The sequence below is a fragment of the Streptomyces sp. NBC_00390 genome (assembly GCF_036057275.1).
In the GTDB taxonomy this organism is placed as follows: Bacteria; Actinomycetota; Actinomycetes; order Streptomycetales; family Streptomycetaceae; genus Streptomyces.
On record NZ_CP107945.1, the window covers coordinates 8,151,951 to 8,173,576 of the forward strand.

The following is a 21,626-nucleotide window of genomic DNA, read 5'->3' on the forward strand; positions in this document are numbered from 1 at the left end:
CCTTACGGCAAGCGCCCCGCGTCGGCCGATCCTCAACAGGGCCGGGGCACGGGGTCGCTTCGGCCAGGTCGCAGCCTGGGCGGGTCAGATCACTCGCCGGAGTCGATGGTGGGCTGGCGCAGCTGCACCTCGGCGCCGGTCTGCTTGAATGACTCTGCGGACACCGGAACGAGCACCGCATCGCGGTGGAAGTCCCGCAGGTTCGTCGACCCGCAGCTGATCATCGTTGAGGTGAGCTTCGCCCGGGTCCGCTCCACGTTGTCATACAGGCTGCCGGCGTAGGGCACGTAGCCGTCGACGCCCTCTTCGAAGATCATCCGGCCGCGCTGACCGTAGCGGGCCGCGTTCTGTGCGCGCCGCGAGCCTTCACCCCAGTACTCCTTGTACCACTGGCCGCCGATCTGCAACTTCCGCGAGGGGCTCTCGTCGAGCCGGGCGAAGTAGCGGCCGAGCATGATGATGTCCGCCCCCATCGCCAGCGCCATCGCCATGTGCGAGTCGTTGAGCAGCCCCCCGTCGCAGCACAGCGGCACGTACTCCCCGGTCTCCTGGGCGTATTCGTCGCGCGCCTGCACCACATCGAGCAGCGCGGAGGCCTGCCCGCGGCCGATGCCCTTCTGTGCCCGGGTGGTGCAGATGGCCCCGCCGCCGATCCCGACCTTCACGAACGCCGCGCCTGCATCGGCCAGGTAACGAAAGGCCCGGCCGTCGACGACGTTCCCCGCACCGACGAAAATGTCGTCCCCGTACGTCTCCCGGGCGAACTCGAGGGTATTCGCCTGGTATACGGAATAGCCGTCGGAGGAGTCCAGACAGAGCACATCTGCACCGGCCTCCACCAGAGCGGGAATACGGTCCTTGAAATCACGGGAATTGATACCGGCGCCAACACGCAGACGCTTTTCGCTGTCTACGGTCGCACGGTGATACGTCTTGTGGGCCTGATAGTCCCTCTTGAGGACCAAGGAGACGACCCGGCCGTCCTCGAGCACCGGCAGAACGTCCAGGTGGTGCTGCCAGATCAGCTCGTTCGCCTCGGACAGCGAAACCGAGGCCGGAGCGGTGACCAGACCGTTCCGGCCCCGCATCCGGTTGTGGGCGGACTCGGACGCTCCGTGACGCTCCAGGTGGAAGTCGTCGAGGCTGATGATCCCCAGGAACTCGCCGCCCGCTTCCCCGCTCTCCGTGACCACGGCCACGCCTTGCTCGGTGTCGGCCAACTGCCGGGCGACCTCACCAAGAGGCGTCTGCGGTGCCACGGTGACGTCGCTGGTACGGAAGCCGGCCTTGTGCCGCTTCACCGCCAGCACGTCCGCGACCTGGTCCTCGATCTGCTGATTCTGGTGGATGAACGACAGCCCGCCGACCTGCGCCAGCGCTACCGCCAGCGTCGGTGACGACACCGCCTGCATGATGGCGCTCACCATGGGGGTGGCGACCCGGATTCCCGGCTCCTCGCCGATCCGGTGACGCACCAATGGCGCCCCGAGATCCACATTGTCCGGCGTGCAGTCTTCTGTGGTCAGGCCCGGAATGAGGAGGTACTCACTCAGCGTGCGAGAAATCTCGGGGAGGATTTTCACGTCGTCTCCAGAAGGGAGCCTGCGCACCGATCAACGGCAGATTGGCGAGGCTCGTACGGGCAGTTCGGATCGACGCCGGCCGGTAGCGCACTATCGGAAGAATGCGCTCTGGACATCCTGAGAGCGGCGCGCAACCGGCGGGGCAGTGCTCGCACGCGCGGCCGAATCGGCAGCGAAGGCACAACAGACCCGAATCCGCACGGTGCTGCACAGGCGCTGACTTCCATTACGCCATACGGGATCGTACCGCACTCTCTGTGTTCACCCCGTTGACGTGCGGCGCGTTGAGAGTGGCATGGCCCCGCCGAGCTCGGTATCACCGGTTTACGGACGAGGAGAACGCGCTTGCGTAGGAGTTGGAATCCTGCGCGGCCGAACATTTGGCGCTCGGTGAGCATCGGGGCGAAGGGCCGGACATGTCCGGTGATGGCTTCGAGTTCGGGACATTTGGCCAGAGAGCCGGCGGAACCGCAGGCAGAGGACCACCAACAGCTCCTTCATGCGGAGCAACGTCTCTTCCACGACGCTGAACTGCCAACCACAGCCAGGACGACGCTGATCATTTTCAGGCAACTCGCCGCGGAAGCAGGACAGTCGGCCCGTCACCCCTTTGCCGCCCCGGCCGACAAGGGCCCGCCACCGGCCCCGGCGGCCACACACCACTGGGAGAAGACAGCCGGCTGGCCGAGCGTGGTCGGCACTGGCTGCGTGGTGTTGTCGGCCGGATTTGCCGGGGCTGAACCGATTGAGCTGTGGGTCCGTATTACCTGGACAGCGGCAGGGGCTTGCCGCACAGGGCCTTGACTGGGGAGGACGCGATGACGCTGCGGTGGAGTGAACGGGCGGCCTGTCGTAGTGCGGATCCGGAGGAATTGTTCTCCAAAGCACCGCAGCAGAAGAAGGCCAAGGCGGTCTGTGTCGCGTGTCCGGTACGGATCGACTGTCTGGCCGAAGCGCTGGACAGCCGGGTCGCGTTCGGGGTGTGGGGCGGCATGACGGAGCGGGAACGCCGCTCGCTGTTGCGCCGCAAGCCTGGTGTCACCTCCTGGCGCAGCGTGCTGGAGGGCGCTCGGCGCGAACACGAGCGCCCACGCGCCGGCTGACCGCCCCCCGGTCTCCCGGCGGGGTACGTCCGACCGGTTGCGCGATCGTCCCCGCGGCCCTTCCGGCACCCGCCGGAAGGCTGCGTCAGGGGTGGCCCGCCCGCTCTGTTCCTGTCGCGGAGTCATCGGCCTTGAGGGCTACCTGGCCACGGCGTCCGGGACTCCTGATACCGACGTCCCGTCAGCAGGGACCGGACCGTCAGCAGTCCCTGCCCAGGCATCTCGGCGCGGTGACCGCCTCGGCAGCAGGGTGGGCAACAGGGCTCTGATGACCCTGGACGCCGTGGCCGCCGCCTACCGGCTGAAGATGGACGATCAGGCGCACCAGGACACCCTCAATGCTGATCGCCCCGAAGACGCGCGGATCACCGTGTGGAAGCCAACCTGGATTCCGGTCGTCGCCGTGGGCCCGGCTGACAGCACCTCGGGCCTTTACCTGGACGCCGCGACCGGCTATTTGGGCCGGTGGTCCCGCTACAACGAAGCCCCCGGCGAGGAACTCGACACGCTGGTCACCTACCTGGAAGAGGCTGCCGACATGCTCGAAGCCCCGGCCCTGGCTACGCGGGACAAGCCCGGTCTGATCGGTGGGACGCTGGTGTGGCTCAGCAGCATCGACCCCGCACAGGAAGACCGGTGGCAGCCCCTGACCGGCTGACCACACACAACAAGGGCCTGCCTCAGAACGATTCCTTCGAGGCGATGGCCACCGAGGCTTTCTCCTCCCGCCGCCGCTCGGTCTCCACCCTGGCCCGGGTGATATCCAGCAGCTGAGCGATGATGCCGATCCCGAATTTTCCTCACAGGTACTCTTCGCCCCAGTGGGAACAACATCGGTGCCTCGTTCGAGAACGCCGACTGACCCTGCCGTCGCCTGGGACCGGGAAAGTCAGTGACGTGCGTGCGCTCGGCTACGACGAATGGGGACTGATGAACCTCTCCGACGCGCGCGGCGACCCAGGGCCGCCGCGCGCTACCGCTCAGACCGCAGTCCGCTCCACGGGGATCCAGAGCTCCGCGTCCGCCTGTGTCGCGTCCTGCGGCAGCTGGGTCCGCAGGATCTCGGGCCCCGGCCGGCTGCGGTACGGATTGGACGGGAACCACTGCGTGAACACGTCCCGCCACAGGTACTTGAGCGCCTGCGGAAACGCTCATGTGTCGTGGCCCGTACGGAGAATGCGTGGACATCCACGCGCCTGGTGTCGACGTCGTGTCCCCGGCCCCCGGCGGCGGTGAGGCGACCATGTCCGGTACCTCGATGGTTTCCCCGCACCTCGCGGGTGTCGCGCGATGTCGGTCAGCGCGTTCGCCGAACCTGCTGCTCAACACCCAGTTCCTGCAGGGATAGCAGCAAGATCACAACGGTTGACATCTCCAACCGCCCGACCGCCCCGGCTCCATTCGGAGCCGGGGCGGTTTCTCGTCGTGTGCAGTCAGGACCGGGGAGGGTTGCGGCACAGGCAGAACGGATGCCCAGCCGGGTCGATGTAGACCTGCCAGCCGTAGCCGGACTCGCCGACGAAGCTCTTTTGGAGGGTGGCGCCCAGCTTGATCACCCGGCGCTGCTCGGGCTCGAACTCGTCCACTTCGAAGTCGAGGTGGAACTGCTGCGGATGCTCCTGGCCCGGCCAGCTGGGCCGCTGATAGTTCTCCACCCGCTGAAACGACAGCTCGACGCCGTCGTTGCGCAGGTTGACCCAGTCCTTGGTGCTGATGTCGGTGTTGATCTCCCAGCTCAGCAGCTCGGCGTAGAACTCGGCCAGTTTCCAGGGGTCGGGGCAGTCGAGGATGACATCGGTGAACGTCAGCATCCGATCATCATAAATCGCGGCGCCGGACGTCCTCGATGCATGAGTCGGCGCATCCAAGACTTGGTTCGGACAAGTCGGCACGATTGCCTGCCCGGTCTGTCGCCGACATGCCGGGACGGTGCCCCGCCCCTGGGTCGGGTCACCACGGGTGGTGGTCCCGGAAGCGCCGGACTCCGCCGCGAAGGCACCCGTGACGCGTGCTGTGGACCGGCGTCGGATCGCCGCTATGCGGAAGCCACTACTTTCCCGGCTGTGACCTGGGGAGGGTTCGGGAGCAGTGAGGCGAGGTTGTCCCGCACATAGTCGGCCGCCTTCGAGACCGATTCCTCGGCACCGGCCTGGTCCTGGAAGACGCTGGTCGAAATCATCACTCCGTTCCCGGCATCGACCCAGTAGTAGGCCACGAAGCCGGAGACCTGGCGCATGAGCGGCACGAATCCCTCGTCGACGAGGCGTCCCGCCTCCGCCGGGTCGGTCACCCCTTCGTACCGCCGGACTGCTGCGTACATGGCCATCTCCTCGCGGGTTCCGGGTTTGTCTTCTGGGACGCCGTACCCCTGCGGCAGCTCGCTCGCCCGCGAGGCGTCCGGCTGTCACCGAAAGGGCCGCCTTTGGTGCTCCGAACGGCTGCTTCCGGCCCGGACACACACGCCCCGCGCCTGGCACCACGCGGCCGCTCTCCGTGTCGAGCCGGACGACCACTGCCGGCTGCGCTCTTTCGGGGCCTGAAGCCCGTCGACAAGAGGGCCGTCCTCGCTTGTGCAGACCCTGGGTGTGGGGCCGATGCCACGTGGCAGGCAGGCGTCGTCGATCCGGTGGCTGCTGGCGAGCGGATTCGGCTGAAGGTCAGCGCAAGCGTTGCGCAGTGCTGAATGTCCCTCGTAGCGATAGCGAGAACAGGGCCTCGAAGGACCCGCGGAGCGCGCACGACCGGAATGCCCACCTGGCAGCAATCGCCGCGGGGGGCGTGGGGGAATGCCCTGCACGCCGCCGGCCGACCGAAGTGGGCCCGGTCAGGCGAGGCTGGGCAGCGGGCGCCGGGCGACCTCGAGAGCTTCGTCGGGTGGGACGCCCAGCATGCGCAGCACCATCTCCGCCAGCACGGCCCGGCATGACCAAGCGGGAGCTCCAGGCCCCCGAGGCAGCCCGGGAGCGACTACCAGTCCTTCGAACCCCACCCTGGCGACCCAAGCGACGCGACGACCGGAAACGACGGCTTCTCACACCGAGTCGTCCGTCTCCCTGGGCAGGACCGAGGGCGTGACGGCCTCTGCGGGCCATGGCAAGCGGGTGCCCAGGCTACCTCGCCCCGTCAGTACGGCCCCCCTTCGCCCGCCCGGCGAAGGGGGGCCGTGCGCGTCACCCTCATGCGTCTTCTTCGGATCACCGCCGGCTCACGTCGGAGGCGAGAAGCTGGCGACCGCATCGGCCGGTATTGCACTAGAGCAATAGTGAATTGTGTCTAGCGCGAAAGGCGCATAAATTGTCGATCATGGTTGCCAAGACTCCCTTTCCCGTCACCCTCACCGGCCGGCACATACGCCTCGAACCCCTCGCCGAGGAACACCTCGACGACCTTTTCCTGGCAGGCGGCCAGGACGAGGACGTGTGGCGGTGGCAGGCCGGGCCCGCGCCGCAGACGCGGGACGAGCTCGGGCTGAAGCTGCGTGAACTCCTCGACGACGCCGCGGCGGGCAAGTACGTGCCGTTCGCGGTCGTGCACCTCGCCAGCGGACGCGCCGTCGGATGGACCAGCTTCATGGACATCGACGTGTCCGACGAGCGGCTGGAGATCGGCTACACCTGGTACGGCCGCGCGTACTGGCGCACGGCCGTGAACACCGAGGCGAAGCTGCTCCTGCTCACCCATGCCTTCGAGGAACTCGGCATGGGTCGAGTGCAGTTGAAGACCGACCACATGAACCTGCGGTCGCAGGCCGCCATCACCCGGCTCGGCGCCCAGCGGGAGGGCGTACTGCGGCGCCACCGTCGCAGGCCGGACGGAAGCTGGCGGGACTCCGTCTACTTCTCGATCCTTGCCGACGAGTGGCCGGGAGTGAGGGAGCGGCTTGACTCCCGGGTCGCGTAGCGGGGTGCGCGGGTGACCCTGGGCGCCATGAGCGAGCCGAGTGAGGCACCGCGGCGGGGCGTGCCGACCGGCTGCCAAGTCCCAGTGCCGCGACCGGACCATCGCCCGTCCTCGCCCAGGTTGCCCGGTTGGCGTGGCTCTCGTCCTCGGCAACAGCAGCGCCCGCCCGCCGACTGGCGAGCCGGCTGACCATGCGCATCCTCCGGTGACGTGTCGGCCGCGCGCCCAGGCGCTGTGCCGTGGCACGACCGACTCGCCACCGCCTCGTCATGACCGTTCAGGTCCTCACGCGTGTGTGGGTGCTACCGGATGAATCGGGGGAGCCATTTCGCCTTGTAATCGGGGTGCCAGGCGTACTCGGCGGCCAGTTGGCGTACGGCGAAGCCGAGTCCGACGGCACGGCCGGAGGTGTAGTCGTCGTTCGGACGGTCGGTGTCGCGGTCGGCCACTTCGGCGTACTCGCCGAGCAGGACACGGCTGGTTTCGATGCGGGCCAGTGTGCGGGCCGGGTCCTGGAGCGCGATGTGCCGGTCGTAACCGGCTCCTCTGACCGTGAAAGCGATACCGGAGATCCTGTCGTGAACCTCTCCCGGCACGTCGGCCGGGCATCGCCAGCTGGCGCCGCCGGCGTCCCGCGCGACTTGCTCCTCCTCGGTGAGCCGCGCCTCGATGAAGGCCACCATGTCTTTGTTGCCGGCCATGCGACGGTGCTTCCTCTCGTGACGTGCTGTGCAGTGACTGCCGGGTCATTGTGGGGGACCGGGTACCCGGTGAGCCAGGCCGGGCAGCGCCGTCGGCAGCCGTCGTGAACGTGGCCTCGTGCATATGGAGACTTGTGCGCCTTTCGAGGACAGATGACATCTGGTCGCGGCGGTTGACACGGAGGCCGTACGAGGATCAGACGGTGCCATCAGGGTGCGGTGGTGCGAAAAGGTCTTTGACGGTGCGCGCGGCAACGGAGGCCGCCGTAGGGGAACGGCGGCCTCCGGGTCAGGTGGCTGCGTGGGACGATCGGTGAGCGATCAGTAGGTGAGCGCCTCCGACATGTCGCTCTGCCAGTACGTCACGGCCGCGTTGTCGTCCTTGTACGTCCCTGCGGGGAGCTTCAGTTGGGTGGGCCCCTCGGCCGAACCGGTGCCGCTGCGCGGGGCGAAGTGCACTGTGAGGCGTTGCGCGGTACGGCCGTTGCTCTCAGGGGCGCCGGCGCCGCTGAGCATGATCGAGGCGTAGGCGGACCGGCCGGGGGCGAGGGTGACGACCGACTGCGGCTTGCTGGCGTCGATGATCTGGGTGGCGGACTGTTCCTCGTCGAAGCGCAGGAGCGGGGCGTGATAGGCGGCGCATGCGCGGGAGCCGGTGTTGGTGACGGTGAGCAGCAGGTGGTTGATGGGTCGGCTGACCTTGCTGACGACAACCTTGGTGTTCTCGCCGGTGCAGGTGACGGGGGAGGCGTCGCCGTCACTGCCCTCGCTCGTGCTTCCGGTGCCGCCGCCGGTGCCCGTGCCGTTCTCGCTGGTGGCGGGCGCCTCGGGTGCGGCGGGGTCGTCGGCACCCGAGGCTCGTTGGCGAGGTCCGTTGACGCACCTGCCAACTGCGGCCATCACATGGGTGTCCGGTCGTCGTCTCACTCAGGCCCGGTCGGAAGTTACGCCTCTCGGTCGGCTTCCCGAGCTGCACGCTCCAGCCGGCTCCGATAGTTCTCCCACCACGCCGAGTCGCCCGACGGCATGCTGACGTTGCCCTTGTTCATCCCGACGGCACCGTCCATGAGTTCCCGGATGATGTCGGCGTGCCCGGCGTGCCGGTGCGTATCGGCAATCACGCGCACCACGGCATGATGCAACGTCACCTCGTCCCTGCCGTCGGGCCACCACGGCACCCTGCCGATGGTGTCCAGCGCCAGGGCGTCGATCGTCGCGTCCGCGTGCGTCCACGCCCGGCGGTAGAGCTCCACGATGTGTTCGCGTGACTCGTCGGCTGTGACCCACATGTCCGCGTTGGGCTCAGCACCGTCTTCGAGCCAGGGCAGTGGCTCACCCGACGGCCGTCCGAAGGTGTCGCCGAGGTAGCCCAGTTCCACGCTGGCCACATGTTTCACCAGGCCCAGAAGGTTGGTGCCGGTCGGGGTCAGCGGGCGGCGGATGTCGTACTCCGAGAGTCCCTCCAGCTTCCACAGCAGGGCATCGCGGGCGGACTGCAGGTAAAAGTGAAGGTCGGTCTTGGCATTCAATGAGGTCATCCGGTCAGTCTGCCGCTTGCGCGATCTTCTGTTCGGTGAATTTGCTTGAGCCTCGCTGCGACAGGTCACCGGTCCGCTGTTCAGCGCTGGGGCGAAGCCAGGACTCTACGGCCACACGATCTCGCCGTCGCGACTTGGCCCATGGCCCGGAAATGGCTTCCTCCGGTCGCAGCACGACGTGCGGTCCAGCAGAGGACAGGCGTGCTGGAGCCACGACGCCACAGTCAGCCGAATTCATGAGGCGACCGTGCTGGTCGCAGCCCTCACTGAGTGGCTGTGACCGGCTCTTTCCCAACGAACTTCAGCCGTCGTCCGTGACATCGTCCGGCACGACGCAGCGAGTTCATCAGGCAGAGAGCCGGCACAACCACAACCTGACCAGACACCTGACCAAGCCCTACGAGTCGTCCCGCAACCACGGGCGCAGCTTCTCCGGATTGCGGACGGCCCAGATCCCGGTGACGCGGCCGTCGGCGACATCGAACGAGGCTACGGTCATGACGACGCCGGCGCGCCGGGCCACCAGGCCCGGCACACCGTTGACCGACCGCTCCAGGAGCTCGAGCCCCGGAGCCTTGTCGGCGATGGCGACCATGTACTGGGCGATACGCGCTCCGCCTTCGATCGGGCGCAGGGCGGTACCGACCATGCCGCCGCCGTCGGCGGTCATCACGGCGGCCGGGTCGAGGAGGTCGACGAGGGCCGCGATGTTCTTGGTCTCCCACGCCTCTTTGACATGCCGCACCGCGTCGGCCTGCCCGGCCGCCGTCATCGGAGCCCGTGCGACGCGCACCCGCCGCCGGGCGGAGGCCGCCAGTTGCTTGCAGGCCGCAGAGGTCCGGCCGAGGACGCCGGCGATCTCGGCGAAGGGGTAACGGAACACATCGTGGAGGACGAACGCCACCCGCTCGGCGGGTGTCATCGATTCCAGGACGACGAGGAAGGCCATGGTCACCGATTCGTCCAGGACGATCTGGTCGGCGGGGTCGGCGCCATGGCCGTGGTCCCACTCGGCGTGGTCGGGCAGCGGTTCGGGCAACCACGCGCCGACATAGCGTTCACGACGGGCCCGCGCCGAGCCGAGCACGTCCAGGCAGATGCGGCCCGTCACCGTCGACAGCCAGGCGCCAGGGGACACGATCTCGTCCTGCCGACTTCGTGGCAGCGCGTACCAGCGGGCGTAGGCCTCCTGCACGGCGTCCTCGGCCTCGGTCACCGAACCGAGCAACCGGTAAGCGACATTGATCAGTTGGCGTCGCTCGCCGGCTATCTCATCTGTGCTGGTCCCGATGGTCCCCATGCTTCCGGCCGCCCCTCGCCTTACCTTTCGCAGGCCCGGCTCGTCGGGCTGGTGAGACCTTATCGATCTACTGCCCGAGGGCGGAAAAGGGGACTGTGACATGGCCACTGAGGTGACGGCGAACGCACAGCGCAGCACCTCGTTCCTGCAGATCGCGATCGCCCTGCAGACCCTGACCATCTTCCTTCAGGCGGTCTCCGCCGGACTGCTGCTGACCTCGTCCTACGGAGAGACGCTGCACAGTGTCGGAGCCCGTGTGATGTACGGGGCGTCGATGCTGTACGTGCTCGCGGCGGTGCTGGCGTGGAAGCCGGGCGGCGGCTCGCCCCGGCCCGTCTGGCACGCGTCCGGCTTCCTTGTCCTCGCCTCCGTCCAGGTCGTGCTCGGTATCGCGCACATACCGTCGGTCCATCTCCCCCTGGGCGTCCTGATGTTCGGACTGAGCGTGCTGGCGCTGGCGCGGCGCTGAAGTCCGATACGGCCGCCGGACAAGTGCGCCCATCGCCAGATAGGCGGTCACGTGCGGAGGGAGCTTCCCGCCCCGGCGTTGCTCGGCCACCCCGCAAACCGCCGCGGCCTCATCCACCTTGAACCGCGGCACCGCCGCGATCAAGACTCCCAGCGATACCTGGTCCGGCCGCGCGACGAACCCACCCGAACCACGGAGCCCTGAGCCATGCGGCAACCCTAGCCTCGTGGCTGACGCGACATCGAGCACCGCACCAGACCCTCACCAGCGAAGTCCTTGATCACCTTAAGCTTCGTGGCATCGGGCCAAGGCCGGCTCGCGCACCATGAACACGTCCACCGAATCCTCGGTCTCGAGTGTGAACCCGTGTCGCTCGTACAGCCGCCGGGCCGGACTGCCCCGGAGTACGTTCAGCCGGACCAGGGTGCCGTCGCGGTCGCACTGCTCCAGCAGCCCACGCAGCACGGCCGCACCGATACCGCTGCCCTGCACGTGCGGGGCCAGGTAGAAGTGCTCCAACCAGTGGGCGTCCTCGGTCGGCCGCAACGACACGCAGCCGACGAACGCGCCGCCCACCTCGATCACCCATGTGTGCGCCGGCGCGAAACCGTCCCGCAGCCGCTGCCGCACCCGCCGCGCGTCGTACCGCCCGAGCCGCTCCAGATCCGCCCGCAGCACCACAGCCCGCAGCTCGGCCACTGCCTCGACGTCCGTCTCCGAAGCCTGCCGAATCTCCCAGTCCGCCATGATCGGCAGGCTACCGCGCCAAGTTCAAGATCCAGGAGACGCGGGTTGGCGCAAAGAACGGAACCAGCGCACCACGGCCGAGGTTCCGGCCTGCTGGAGCCCAGATGGCGCGAGCCGCCGTAGTCCGGGGTGCCGAGGCCGACCAATGGAGCATGGACGCCTCGGGCGCGCAGGGCGGCCTGGCAGTGGGCGGTGTTCGCGGTGACGGCCTGCTCGTCCCCGTCGGCGTAGTAGAGCCGGATCGGAGCCTGGGGCGTCCAGTCGGTGCAGACGCCAGCCGTCCGGTGGGCTGGGCCAGCAGCATCCGGCCACGGGATGTGAGCAGTGCGTCGAGGGAGCCCGGGGTGCCGGCCACGACCTCCTGACCTGTGTGCGTGCCGTCCAGCAGTCCTTCGATCGTGCGGTCGTACGGCGCCCGGAACACCTGGGCCGGCGTGTCGTACAGGTGGTGCAGACGGTTGAAGGCGACCAGGGGCAGCGCCGCATGGATCACGCCTGCCTTCGGCTCCGTCCGTTCGGGCAACTCCGCGTCCCGGAAGGCGTATGCGCCGCTGGTAGGTGCCACCGCGCGCAGCCGGAACCATCCGTCGGCGCCGTCCTGCAGGGACCGGGCCAGTCCCAGTGCCGCCGACGCGCCCTGTGAGAATCCGATGACCAGTACCTCCCGCCGCAGCTCCCGCCCCTTTGCCGCCACCAAGGCGCGGGACGCGCGCAGCATGTCCAGGGCGGCCGTCGTCTCCGAGGGCACGTCCATCCAGGGGTGCGGGCCGGAGCCCAGGCCCAGCCCGAGGTAGTCGGGGAGCACCGTGGCGAACCCGGCGGAGGCGCAGATCAGGGCGGGTGCCTGGTCCCACACGCTGGTCGAGACGGACGCGACGTCCTTGAAGAGTTCGGTCCCGTGCGTGAACGACACGGTCCGCAGCCGCCGTTCACCACTGTGGGGCAGGGCCACCAGTCCGCTGGCGGTGGTGGGTCGGCCGCCGGGATCGACCGTGCGATACACGATCCGGAAGGTGTCCAGCCCGAACCGCACGGCGCCGGTGTCCCAGGCCCCCGCCTTGTCCCCTGTCAGCTCGGCCGCGACCTCCCGGGCGGTCAGCGTCCGCAGGTGCTCGACCGACATACGAGCGTGCCACGCGGTACGTCCGCCGCAACCGGCGCGACAGCGGCAGCCCGGGCCCCTCCGCTTCCTCGGCGACCACGGCCGTCGCGCCGCTCGCCGCCAGTGCCATCAACACCGCCGAGACCATCAGTACCCCGCTCGTTCGCCTCATGCCATGACCGTAGGTATCCCTGGGCACCGGCGACCATCCGGCCAACCCGCCGACGGGCGTGGGGATTTACTCAGCACGACCGGCGATGCCCGGCGGCGGAGCCGGCCTGTGGCGGGGCGGCCCGAGACACCGTGCGCACCGTACCGGCCGGACTACGGCTGTGCGGCGTGTACCCGGCCCCGCGTGCGCCGGAGTTCGAACCGCTCTCGCAGCTGCTCGGTATGCGCCGAACTGCCGATCGGCAGGAACGGTTTTCGATCACCCCTCCGAGTCCGTCGGACCCCCACGTGATCCCACATGTCTACTGGCCCCCGAGCAGGTCGCCGACCGCCTTGATGCCTGCTGTGACGGCGCGTTCGCCGACGTTGCCGAACCCCAGGACCAGCTGCACCGCCTCTGCGGCATGCGAAGAGTGGCACATGCTCATTCCGTAGAGGCCGACGGACCGGTCGCGGGCGGCGGCGATGACGTCCTGCTCGTCGGCCGGTCCGCCGAGATGTACGACTGCGTGGAAGCCGGCCGCCAGGCCGGTCACCCTGGCCTCGGGGGCGTGTTCGGCGAGCGCTGCCACCAGGGCGGTGCGCCGCGCCGCGTAGATCGTCCGCATCCGTCTCAGGTGTCGGTCGAAACGGCCGGATTCGATCATCCTCGCGAGGGCGAGCTGGTCGAGCGTGGGCGACCCGCGGTCGTTGAGCTGCTTGTGCGCGATGATCTGCTCGGCCAGTGCGGGCGGGCAGAGCATCCACCCGATGCGCAGAGCAGGCGCGAGGGACTTGCTGACGGTGCCCATGGAGATCACGCGGTCGGGCGCGAGTCCTTGCAGTGCACCCACCGGCTCCCGGTCGTACCGGAATTCGGCGTCGTAGTCGTCCTCGATGACGACGGCGTCCCGACGTCTGGCCCACTCGATCAGTGCGAGCCGTCGTTCCGGTGACATGAGGACACCGGTGGGCCACTGGTGCGCGGGCGTCACGACGACCGCACGGGCGTCGGTCGCGGCGAGTGCCTGCACGTCAATGCCGTACCCGTCGACCGGCACGGGGATCGCCGAGAGACCGGCCCAGGACGCGGCCGAGGAAAGGGTGGCCGGCGAGCCGGGATCCTCGTACGCCACCGTATGGACACCGGTCCGGGCCAGGGCCCGCAGGGCCAGACCCACGCCTTGCGCGTAGCCGGAGCAGATCACCATCCGTTCGGGATCCGCCGCGGCGGCGCGTACCCGACGCAGGTACCCGCATGACCTCGCGCAGTACCGCGCTGCCGCGCGGGTCGCCGTAGTCGAGCGCCGCCGTCGGCATGGTGCGTGCCGCCTCTCGCGTGGCCCACAGCCAGTCGGCCAGCGGGAACGTGCTCAGGTCCGGGACGCCCCACCGGAAGTCGGCCACCATGCGTGGAGGCGCCGCAGGTTGTGTCGGGGGCGCGGGCGCTACGCCTGCGCCCGCTGCCACCTGGGTGGCAGCGCCAACGCGCGCCACGAGGTATCCCTCGGCCTGGAGCTGGGCGTAGCAGTCCTGCACCAGCCCTCGCGACAGCCCGAGCATTCGGGCGAGTTCACGCGAGGACGGCAGCCGTTCGCCGACCTGCAGCCGCTCGGTCCGGATCGCGTCCCGCACCTGGCGCTCCAGCTGCGTCCGTAGCGGCTCGCCGCTGTCCCGGTCGATGGCCAACAACAGATCAGGTGACAGACCGGACCACTCCAGGGGCATGAAATTGGATCTTACCGGTGATCCGCTCGGCCTCTAGCTTCAGAGCGTGACGAGGATGACCAACTCTCAAACTCAGCCCGCCGGTTCGCGGCCGCCGCTCATGACACGGTCGCTGCTGCTGCGGTTCGTGTCGATCATTGGTGCTTCGACGAGCTTCTATCTGCTGTTGTCGGTCGTTCCGCTCCATGCCGAGACGTCCGGTGGGGGCGGCAATGCGGCCGGGATGGCCACGGGCGCGCTGATGCTGGCCACCGTCGTGGGTGAGCTGGTCACTCCCCGGTTCGTCGCTCGTTTCGGCTACCGCCTGGTGCTGGCCACGGGGTTGGTCCTCCTAGGGGCGCCTGCGCTGGTGTTGACCGCCTCCGAGAACCTGGTGTGGATCGTCGTGGTCTGCCTGGTCCGTGGTACGGGCTTTGCGCTCACAGTTGTCGCGGGGGGCGCGTTGACGGCGTCTTTGATCCCGTCCGAGCGTCGCGGTGAAGGGTTGGCGCTGGTCGGCATCGTGTCCGGGGTGCCGTCGCTTGTGTCGCTGCCACTGGGCGTGTGGCTGGTCGCGCACGTGGGGTACGCACCGGTCTGCCTCGCCGGTGGCGTGGCCGCGCTGGCCGCGATCGTCTCGGTGCCGGGCCTGCCCGACCGGGAGCCGGCCTCGGAACGGTCGATCGGAGTACTGACCGGGTTCCGAACGGGTGCTCTTCTGCGGCCCGTTGTCGCCTTCGCGGCCACCGCGCTCGCTGCCGGAATCATCGTCACCTTCCTTCCCCTTGCCGTACCGTCGGCTTCCACCGGACTCGTTGTCATGGCGCTGTTCGTCCAGTCCGCGGCATCAACCGTGTCCCGCTGGGTCGCGGGCCGATACGGCGACCGGCACGGACCGGCCGGACTTGTGCTGCCCGGCCTGGCCGTCTCGGCCGCAGGAACGCTGCTCACCGCACTGACACACAGCCCTTTCGCCGTCGTGGTCGGCGTGGCCCTTTTCGGGATCGGCTTCGGCGTCACCCAGAACGCCACCTTGACTCTTATGTACTCGCGGGTTCCGCCCTGCGGTTACGGCACGGTCAGCGCCTTGTGGAACTTCGCCTACGACGCGGGCATGGGTGTCGGCGCACTCGGGTTCGGCCTGCTCGCCGGCGGGGTCGGCTACTCACTGGCCTTCACCCTCACCGCCGCGCTGATGCTCACCGCTCTCGCCCCGGCCTGGCGCGACCGCCCGATACGCAGCAAGCTGTAGAGGTGTTCGGCGTCGGAGCAGGCTCGGGAACCGTCACCGAAGTCATTTCACATAGTTGTAGACGGTGGCGCGGGAGATGCCCAGGATGTCGGTGAGTGTCCGAACCGCGTTCTTCACGTCCAGGAAGCCCTCGTCCCGCAGGAGGCGGATGAGCTTCTTCTTCCCTGCGGAGTCCAGGCTGCGCGGTGTGTGACCTCGTCTGGCTGCGTAGTCCTCGACCATGGCACGGAGCTCTCCGGTGGTACGTGCCCGCAGGCTTTCGGTGAAGGACTGCTCCTGCTCGTCGGTGCGGACCAGGTTGTGCAGGCTGCGGGCGACGGTGGCGAACAGCGAGACGTCGAGATTCAGGCACACCGCGCCGACATAGTCGCCCTTGCTGTTCCTGATCCCGATGGATGTGCTCTTGGTCGGGCGGCCGTCGGGAAACGTCCCGGCGTAGTTCTGGATGATGTTGGGATAGTGGGGGTCCTGGATGCGGGCGACACCGAGTTCGGTGGCCGGATCTCCGACAGAGCGGCCGGACAAGTTGTTCTCGATCGCGCGAATCGCGTGCTCAGGGTTCCGCAGGTCGTGCAGGACAACCTCGCACAGACCAGGGAACATACGACCTATGGCGGTCACGATCGTCTCGGCCTCGCGCAGCAGTAGCTCGTCCTCGGTCATGCGAAGAGCCTCCCCATCGCGGCGGCTGACTTGAGACCCGAGCCGGTCAGAATGGCTACGGCCCTTTCGCCGGGTCGGATCGCTCCGCCGGCGGTGAACACATCGATCGCGGCGGCTGCTGAAGCAGAGGTCGGCTCCGCGTAGAGTCCAACTCCCGCCAGCCGTCGGGTCGCCGCGATGATGTCATCTTCCGGAATCGCCACGGTGTCCCCGCCGGACCGCCGGATCGCATCCACGACCTCGGCCAGACGGACAGGCGCCCTGATCGCCGTCCCTTCGGCGATCGTGGGCCCGAACTCCATGGCGCCGCCGCCCTGGAAGGCCGCGTGAATGGGCGCGCAGCGTTCAGGCTGAGCAACCAGCAGCCGGGGCAGCCGGTCGATGTGGCCGGCGGCGAGCAGCTCGCTGAACCCCAGGTCACACCCCAACACGATGCTGCCTGCACCGGCCACCGTCACAACGACGTCCGGCGCCGTGAAGCCCAGGTCCTCCCATAGCTCGTAGGCAAGGGTCTTGATGCCCTGCAGGAAGAAGGGATGCCAGTTGTGGCTGGCGTAGGCGGTGGTTCGGGCCTCACGTATGGCCTGCGCGGAAGTTGCGGTCCGGTCACCGGGTACAAGCGCCACCTCGGCACCGTATGCCCGGGCCTGCAGCACCTTCGCCGGAGACGTTGCTTCCGGCACGAGGATACGAGCCCGGATATTCGCGGCCGCGCAATAGGCAGCCACCGAGGAGCCACCGTTGCCGGAGCTGTCCTCGACCACCGACTCGACCCCGGCCTGGGCGAGTAGCGAGAGCATCACGCTGCTTCCGCGGTCCTTGAAGCTGCCGCTGGGATTGAACCATTCGAGCTTGAAGTGCACATCGTGGTCGCCCCAGCGCTTTTCGACCAGCGGGGTGCACCCCTCGCCGAGCGTCACCGGCCGGCTGATGGCTCCGGGAATCGCTGCGCGGTAGCGCCACAAGGAGCGCGTGGAGGTTTCGATGCCTTCCGGCCCGATGCCCGGCCGTGGCGCAACCGTCAGCGGGGCTCCGTCATCGCCTTGCCAGCGCCGTGCGTCGAGAGGATACGTCCGTCCTGAGCGCGGGTCGAGATAAACGTCCATGACCACCTTCCCGATCTAGACAGAAAGTCTAGCATTTGATTGATCGTCCACGCGGACTGGTGGTGGAAGCCCACCCGTGGTGGGCGGGCCCACCTGAGACTGGGCGCTCCAGTTGGCACTTGAGGGAGACGGGCTATCGCAGCGGGAGTGGGTTCTGGGCCCAGCCCGGCGAGCCCCAGCCCGGCAACGCAGAGGCGTACCAAGACGCCCTCCACCGCATCGCCGGCATTGCCTCTCGCGCGGGCGCCTGAGACGGCCGCTGGAACTGAGATGGTGCGGTGGGCCAGAGGAAAAGCAGGTGCCCGGTCACGGGCGACGCTGCTCCTTCATCAGACGGGTACGTGGCCAGACGGGCCGACAGCAGCATCGAGTCACTGCTGCGGCGGCGCGGTGGGATGCCGATTCACACGAGGGTGACGCGCATCCCGCCCTCGGCCAGGACCTCGAGCACCGTGGCGACCGGGTCGTACGATTTGCCCTCCGGTGCCAGGGCGCGGGACAGGTGCTCGCGCGGTCGCGGCATCCCGCCAGAGCAGCGTCGCGGGGGCGGTGCAGCCGAAGTTGCCGCGCAGGCAGTCGACGACGGCGTCCAGGCAGCCGCCGAAGTAGCCGCCCGGCCCGTTGACGGCCTCGCCGAGTGCAAGGTAAAGGCCCGGTTCGTCGGTGATGTGTCGGCCGTCCAGCTTGTACGCGTGTCCGGCCGGCCGGTCCTGGTGCTCGAGCCGGCAGCCCCGCTCACGGACGAGATCGAGCCAGACCTCACGCTGCCGGGTGTCGAGGCCCGCCCATGCTCCAGGAGCGTCCGGCGGACCGGCCAGCCAGCGCTCCCAGACGGGCGGGGCGTATCCCGGTACCGGTGCGAACTCTCCTTCGAGTTCCAGATCGATCAGATCCGTTCCGTGGGAGGACGGACGCCACGGGAATCAGGCATTCCGTACCGATTCCCGCCGGCGTCGCGCAGCAGCAGGTCGGAGTCCCAGCCACCCTCCGCATGCTCCTGCGCCTGGAAGGCGTTGAGGTACACACCCGGCGCGGGCGCGTCCTCGTGGCTGCGACTGACCACGTGCACGCCAGTCGGCGGGTGGTACGCCCCTCCGATCTGATAGTCCCACCGCACGTGCTTCGCCGGCAGTGTCACCGCGCCGTCGTGCGCGGACGCGGGAGCAGTGGTCGACGGGGCAGTGTCGTTCTGGTGCGCCCCGATGAGCACTGTTGTGATGCTCAGACGGCGCGTTGGGCTGGTGCTTCACGTTTCGATGCGTGGCCCCCGGAGCCAGGTGCCCTCGTCCGACGGGTATGCGGCAGTCTCGGTCGACGTCCCCTTCCGTGCCGCCCGTCGACCTGCGTGTGCGCGCGAGGAGCGATACAAGTGAGAAAGGAGCCGACGCGACGGATACGACGTCGCGCCGCCCTGCGGTCTCTGCTGAGTCTCCCCAGGACCCGAGAGTCCCGGGGCAGGATGGGCGATGAATGGACATGGAGAATGCCGGCTCCCTCGGAAACGGCCACGATCACTTTCCGGATCAGGTCACCTCGGCCACGGCAGTCGTCGACGCGCGGGGGAACGTGACCGGGTGGAGTGCCAGTGCCCAGCGGCTGCTCGGGTACCGGTACGAGGACGTTGTAGGGCGTCCCGCGGCGCGTCTCCTCGGCTCGGACGCCGACGCCATGGGTGTCTATTCCGCAGTTATTGAGGGGCGCAGCGGGACGACTCTGCTGCGGCACCGGGACGGCCACCACATGGAAGCCGAGCTGCAGGCGTATGCGTCACTCGACCGCGAAGGCAACGCACAGTGGCTCATCATGGCCACACCGACACAGCAGTCACGTCCGTATCAGGAGCCACGCTCATACAAGGGCGAGGCGACGACGGAGGAAGCCTTCGCGCAGTGCCATCTGCCTTTGATGATCTACGACACCGACTTGCGAGCCCTGCGAGGGAGCGCCGGCGCGGCCCTCGAACTGGGCCTCACCGAGGAGCAGATACGCGGTCGGCGTGTCACGGACATCCTGCCTCCCCACATCTGCAGCACGGTGGAAGAGGGCATGCGCCGGGTGTTCGAGACGGGAGAGCCGGAGGAGTTCCAGGTGCACGGCCGGCCACGGCACGGAGCCCGCGAAAGGTTCTGGGCCGTCACCGCGTCCCCCCTGAGGAACCCGGCAGGACAGGTGCGACACGTGCAGCTCATCGCGATCGACGTCACCGAACAGCACCGGGCCCGGGAGCGGCTCGTCCTGCTGAACGACGTCAGCACCCAGGTGGGTAGCACCCTCGACGTGACGCGCACCGCCCAGGAGATGGCCGATGTGGCGGTGGGCCGGCTCGCAGACTTCATCAGTGTCGACCTGCTGGACTCGCTGTTCCGCGGCGTCGAGCCCAGGCCATCTGCCACGGGCTCCGTCGCGCTGCGCCGCGCCGCGCAAGGGTCCGTCCTCCCCGGCATCCCCGAGGCGGTGATCCAGCCGGGCGAGGTGGACTACTACCCGGAGTCCTCACCCCCCGCCCGTTGCCTGGCCACGGGGCGGGCCTCGCTGCACCGCACCCTGGACGAAGCCGTCGAGAGCTGGCAGGTCGCCGACCCCGAGCGCGCGAGGAAGGTCCGCGACTTCGGGATGCACTCGATCATGGTCATCCCGCTGCGCGCCCGCGGCATCACGCTCGGCGTGGCCGTACTCGTCCGCCACCGCCGCCGGGACTCCTTCGACGAGGACGATCTGCTCCTCGCCGAGGAGATCGCCGCACGCGCTGCCGTGGCCGTGGACAACGCCCGGCGCTTCACACGCGAGCGGACCACTGCCCTGGCCCTGCAGCGAAGCCTGCTGCCGCAGCGGCTCGCCGCCCAGGAGGCCGCGGAGGTGGCCTACCGCTACATCCCGGCCCGTTCCCGGGCAGGACTGGGCGGCGACTGGTTCGATGTGATCCCGCTGTCGGGCGCACGGGTCGCCCTGGTCGTCGGAGACGTGGTGGGCCACGGTCTGCGCGCCTCCGCCACCATGGGGCGGCTGCGGACCGCGGTACGCACGCTGGCGGATGTCGACCTGCCCCCCGAGGAACTCCTCGTCCACCTCGACGACCTGGTCACCCACCTCAGGGCGGAGGAGGACACGGCATCGGATCCCGAGCTCGAGATCGTCACCGATCTCATCGCCACATGTCTGTATCTGGTCTACGACCCGGTCTCGCGCCGGTGCACCGCGGCCGGCGCGGGCCACCCCCCGCCCGCCGTGGTCACGCCGGACGGCAAGGCGGAGTTCATCGATCTTCCCGCCGGGCCGCCGCTGGGAGTCGGCGGGCTGCCTTTCGAGGCGATCGAATGGGAAGTGCCCCGAGGCAGCCGCCTCGTGCTGTACACGGACGGCCTCGTCGAGGTCCCGGAACACGACCTTGGCAGAGGCATGGCGCTGCTGCGCCGACGCCTGGGGCGGCCCGCTCGCTCGCTGGAGGCCACCTGCGACGACTTGGTCCGGAGTCTGCTCCCCGCACAGCCGTCGGACGATGTCGCGGTGCTCATCGCCCGCACCCGGGCCCTCGACGCGGGCCAGGTGGCTACCTGGGATCTGCCGTCCGACCCGGCCGCCGTGGCCGACGCCCGTGACAAGGTCTCCCGTCGCCTCGAGGAGTGGGGACTGAACGAGGTGGTCTTCACCGCCGAGTTGGTGGTGAGTGAACTGGTCACCAACGCGATCCGGTACGGCACTCCTCCCGTTCAGCTACGCCTGATCCGCGACGCCGTGCTCATCTGCGAGGTCTCCGATGGCAGTAGCACCGCCCCGCACATGCGGCGAGCGCGCATGTTCGACGAAGGCGGGCGCGGCCTGCTGCTCGTCGCTCAATTCGCCGAGCGTTGGGGTACACGTCACCGGGCTGGAGGGAAGTCGATCTGGGCGGAGATCGGCCTCCAGGACGAGCGCTCATGACAGTGCCCAGCCTCCCGCGTCCTCCGCCCCACCCCGCCCGGAACAGTCATATAGAAGTCGGGCTGCCGGACACCTGATCTCGCCACACACCGCCTGCACGCGCCACCCGCGCGAACGCCGTGCCGGGCCCGAAGAGGCCCAAAGGATCTGGCGCGGAGCCTGTGGTGCCCTGCACTCCGGAGAAAACGTCGGAGCCGGGGCGACCCGTGCCCTCACGCAAACGGCCCCGGACGAGGAGTCCGACGTGATACCGACACTCATACCCGCGTCCGCCACCACCGCATCGACCAATCCGGCCTGGTCACCCTGCGCGTCGGCGGCAGGCTCCACCGCATCGAGGTCGGACGAACCTACGCCCGAGCCGGTGCCATCCGGCGCGTCGACGAT

19 protein-coding genes and 5 pseudogenes are annotated in these 21,626 nt (G+C 68.8%); 7 read left to right on the top strand and 17 right to left on the bottom strand.

The genetic code is table 11. The annotated features are described in order from the left end of the window. Positions 1–89: 89 nt before the first annotated feature. Positions 90–1,583: an IMP dehydrogenase gene (locus OHS70_RS36360; protein WP_328404778.1), complete on the bottom strand. Its 1,494-nt coding sequence runs from the start codon at positions 1,581–1,583 to the stop codon at positions 90–92. An 818-nt stretch (positions 1,584–2,401) separates the two neighbouring features. Here OHS70_RS36360 and OHS70_RS36365 point away from each other — a divergent pair. From OHS70_RS36365 to OHS70_RS36375, 3 genes are all read left to right on the top strand, one after another. Further along, positions 2,402–2,686: a WhiB family transcriptional regulator gene (locus OHS70_RS36365; protein WP_328404780.1), complete on the top strand. Its 285-nt coding sequence runs from the start codon at positions 2,402–2,404 to the stop codon at positions 2,684–2,686. Between the two features lie 268 nt (positions 2,687–2,954). Beyond that, a complete protein-coding gene (locus OHS70_RS36370; RefSeq protein WP_328404782.1) occupies positions 2,955–3,344 on the top strand; it encodes a hypothetical protein in 390 nt (129 codons plus the stop codon). Further along, positions 3,323–3,460 carry a hypothetical protein gene (locus OHS70_RS36375; protein WP_328404784.1) on the top strand — a complete coding sequence of 46 codons (138 nt, stop codon included), beginning with the start codon at positions 3,323–3,325 and terminating at the stop codon, positions 3,458–3,460. Before OHS70_RS36370 ends, OHS70_RS36375 begins: the two co-directional genes overlap by 22 nt. A 206-nt stretch (positions 3,461–3,666) precedes the next feature. Here OHS70_RS36375 and OHS70_RS36380 read toward each other — a convergent pair. The 4 genes and pseudogenes from OHS70_RS36380 to OHS70_RS36395 all read right to left on the bottom strand — a co-directional run. After that, positions 3,667–3,834 (bottom strand): annotated as a pseudogene (locus tag OHS70_RS36380) (GyrI-like domain-containing protein); the annotation flags it as partial. Between the two features lie 285 nt (positions 3,835–4,119). Further along, positions 4,120–4,497 (bottom strand): VOC family protein, encoded by a 378-nt coding sequence (locus tag OHS70_RS36385; protein WP_328404786.1) that lies wholly within the window; start codon positions 4,495–4,497, stop codon positions 4,120–4,122. Positions 4,498–4,721: 224 nt separating this feature from the next. Next, positions 4,722–5,006 (bottom strand): hypothetical protein, encoded by a 285-nt coding sequence (locus tag OHS70_RS36390; RefSeq protein ID WP_328404787.1) that lies wholly within the window; start codon positions 5,004–5,006, stop codon positions 4,722–4,724. A 504-nt stretch (positions 5,007–5,510) separates the two neighbouring features. Beyond that, positions 5,511–5,597, bottom strand: a pseudogene (locus OHS70_RS36395) (TetR/AcrR family transcriptional regulator); the annotation flags it as partial. Positions 5,598–5,989: 392 nt separating this feature from the next. Between OHS70_RS36395 and OHS70_RS36400 the strand changes: the two are divergent. Next, complete coding sequence (locus tag OHS70_RS36400; RefSeq protein WP_328404789.1) at positions 5,990–6,586, top strand: GNAT family N-acetyltransferase; 597 nt, start codon at positions 5,990–5,992, stop codon at positions 6,584–6,586. Between the two features lie 302 nt (positions 6,587–6,888). On the opposite strand, the gene OHS70_RS36405 is transcribed toward OHS70_RS36400, so the two are convergent. The 4 genes from OHS70_RS36405 to sigJ all read right to left on the bottom strand — a co-directional run bounded on the left by OHS70_RS36405 (position 6,889) and on the right by sigJ (position 10,125). Further along, the gene (locus tag OHS70_RS36405) at positions 6,889–7,287 is read right to left on the bottom strand and encodes a DUF6221 family protein (protein ID WP_328404791.1); all 399 of its coding nucleotides are present in this window, start codon (positions 7,285–7,287) and stop codon (positions 6,889–6,891) included. A 321-nt stretch (positions 7,288–7,608) separates the two neighbouring features. Next, entirely contained in the window at positions 7,609–8,214 is a 606-nt protein-coding gene (locus OHS70_RS36410) for a DUF4232 domain-containing protein (RefSeq protein ID WP_328404793.1), read from the bottom strand. Between the two features lie 17 nt (positions 8,215–8,231). After that, entirely contained in the window at positions 8,232–8,825 is a 594-nt protein-coding gene (locus OHS70_RS36415; protein ID WP_328404795.1) for a DinB family protein, read from the bottom strand. A 397-nt stretch (positions 8,826–9,222) separates the two neighbouring features. Further along, entirely contained in the window at positions 9,223–10,125 is a 903-nt protein-coding gene (gene sigJ, locus OHS70_RS36420) for an RNA polymerase sigma factor SigJ (protein ID WP_328404797.1), read from the bottom strand. 100 nt (positions 10,126–10,225) lie between these two features. Between sigJ and OHS70_RS36425 the strand changes: the two genes are divergently transcribed. After that, positions 10,226–10,594 (top strand): hypothetical protein, encoded by a 369-nt coding sequence (locus OHS70_RS36425; protein WP_328404799.1) that lies wholly within the window; start codon positions 10,226–10,228, stop codon positions 10,592–10,594. A 285-nt stretch (positions 10,595–10,879) separates the two neighbouring features. On the opposite strand, the gene OHS70_RS36430 is transcribed toward OHS70_RS36425, so the two are convergent. From OHS70_RS36430 to OHS70_RS39215, 4 genes and pseudogenes are all read right to left on the bottom strand, one after another. Next, positions 10,880–11,341, bottom strand: a complete 462-nt coding sequence (locus tag OHS70_RS36430) for a GNAT family N-acetyltransferase (protein WP_328404801.1) — start codon at positions 11,339–11,341, stop codon at positions 10,880–10,882. Positions 11,342–11,351: 10 nt separating this feature from the next. Further along, positions 11,352–12,464, bottom strand: a complete 1,113-nt coding sequence (locus tag OHS70_RS36435) for a hypothetical protein (protein WP_328404803.1) — start codon at positions 12,462–12,464, stop codon at positions 11,352–11,354. A gap of 452 nt (positions 12,465–12,916) precedes the next feature. Then, positions 12,917–13,852: pseudogene (locus OHS70_RS36440) on the bottom strand (aminotransferase-like domain-containing protein); the annotation flags it as partial. A gap of 268 nt (positions 13,853–14,120) precedes the next feature. Continuing rightward, a pseudogene (locus OHS70_RS39215) lies at positions 14,121–14,321 on the bottom strand (GntR family transcriptional regulator); the annotation flags it as partial. Between the two features lie 55 nt (positions 14,322–14,376). Here OHS70_RS39215 and OHS70_RS36445 point away from each other — a divergent pair. Further along, entirely contained in the window at positions 14,377–15,552 is a 1,176-nt protein-coding gene (locus OHS70_RS36445; RefSeq protein WP_328404805.1) for an MFS transporter, read from the top strand. Between the two features lie 42 nt (positions 15,553–15,594). On the opposite strand, the gene OHS70_RS36450 is transcribed toward OHS70_RS36445, so the two are convergent. The 4 genes and pseudogenes from OHS70_RS36450 to OHS70_RS36465 all read right to left on the bottom strand — a co-directional run bounded on the left by OHS70_RS36450 (position 15,595) and on the right by OHS70_RS36465 (position 18,531). Beyond that, positions 15,595–16,215 carry a helix-turn-helix transcriptional regulator gene (locus OHS70_RS36450; protein WP_328404807.1) on the bottom strand — a complete coding sequence of 207 codons (621 nt, stop codon included), beginning with the start codon at positions 16,213–16,215 and terminating at the stop codon, positions 15,595–15,597. Continuing rightward, a complete protein-coding gene (locus tag OHS70_RS36455; protein WP_328404809.1) occupies positions 16,212–17,321 on the bottom strand; it encodes a threonine synthase in 1,110 nt (369 codons plus the stop codon). Before OHS70_RS36455 ends, OHS70_RS36450 begins: the two co-directional genes overlap by 4 nt. A 403-nt stretch (positions 17,322–17,724) precedes the next feature. Next, positions 17,725–18,238, bottom strand: a pseudogene (locus OHS70_RS36460) (barstar family protein); the annotation flags it as partial. Beyond that, positions 18,208–18,531, bottom strand: coding sequence for a hypothetical protein (locus tag OHS70_RS36465; RefSeq protein ID WP_443062705.1), 324 nt, complete (start codon positions 18,529–18,531; stop codon positions 18,208–18,210). The gene OHS70_RS36465 and the pseudogene OHS70_RS36460, both read right to left, overlap by 31 nt. A 260-nt stretch (positions 18,532–18,791) precedes the next feature. Between OHS70_RS36465 and OHS70_RS36470 the strand changes: the two genes are divergently transcribed. Beyond that, complete coding sequence (locus OHS70_RS36470; RefSeq protein WP_328404811.1) at positions 18,792–21,239, top strand: SpoIIE family protein phosphatase; 2,448 nt, start codon at positions 18,792–18,794, stop codon at positions 21,237–21,239. Positions 21,240–21,626: the final 387 nt, after the last annotated feature.

Bases quoted from the DNA above. Each gene is read 5' to 3' on its own strand.
- OHS70_RS36385 (WP_328404786.1), bottom strand. From the start codon at position 4,497: ATGCTGACGTTCACCGATGTCATCCTCGACTGCCCCGACCCCTGGAAA.
- OHS70_RS36435 (WP_328404803.1), bottom strand. From the start codon at position 12,464: ATGTCGGTCGAGCACCTGCGGACGCTGACCGCCCGGGAGGTCGCGGCC.
- OHS70_RS36400 (WP_328404789.1), top strand. From the start codon at position 5,990: ATGGTTGCCAAGACTCCCTTTCCCGTCACCCTCACCGGCCGGCACATA.
- OHS70_RS36370 (WP_328404782.1), top strand. From the start codon at position 2,955: ATGACCCTGGACGCCGTGGCCGCCGCCTACCGGCTGAAGATGGACGAT.
- OHS70_RS36430 (WP_328404801.1), bottom strand. From the start codon at position 11,341: ATGGCGGACTGGGAGATTCGGCAGGCTTCGGAGACGGACGTCGAGGCA.
- OHS70_RS36425 (WP_328404799.1), top strand. From the start codon at position 10,226: ATGGCCACTGAGGTGACGGCGAACGCACAGCGCAGCACCTCGTTCCTG.
- OHS70_RS36455 (WP_328404809.1), bottom strand. From the start codon at position 17,321: ATGGACGTTTATCTCGACCCGCGCTCAGGACGGACGTATCCTCTCGAC.
- OHS70_RS36390 (WP_328404787.1), bottom strand. From the start codon at position 5,006: ATGTACGCAGCAGTCCGGCGGTACGAAGGGGTGACCGACCCGGCGGAG.
- sigJ (WP_328404797.1), bottom strand. From the start codon at position 10,125: ATGGGGACCATCGGGACCAGCACAGATGAGATAGCCGGCGAGCGACGC.
- OHS70_RS36450 (WP_328404807.1), bottom strand. From the start codon at position 16,215: ATGACCGAGGACGAGCTACTGCTGCGCGAGGCCGAGACGATCGTGACC.
- OHS70_RS36445 (WP_328404805.1), top strand. From the start codon at position 14,377: ATGACCAACTCTCAAACTCAGCCCGCCGGTTCGCGGCCGCCGCTCATG.
- OHS70_RS36365 (WP_328404780.1), top strand. From the start codon at position 2,402: ATGACGCTGCGGTGGAGTGAACGGGCGGCCTGTCGTAGTGCGGATCCG.
- OHS70_RS36415 (WP_328404795.1), bottom strand. From the start codon at position 8,825: ATGACCTCATTGAATGCCAAGACCGACCTTCACTTTTACCTGCAGTCC.
- OHS70_RS36470 (WP_328404811.1), top strand. From the start codon at position 18,792: ATGGACATGGAGAATGCCGGCTCCCTCGGAAACGGCCACGATCACTTT.
- OHS70_RS36405 (WP_328404791.1), bottom strand. From the start codon at position 7,287: ATGGCCGGCAACAAAGACATGGTGGCCTTCATCGAGGCGCGGCTCACC.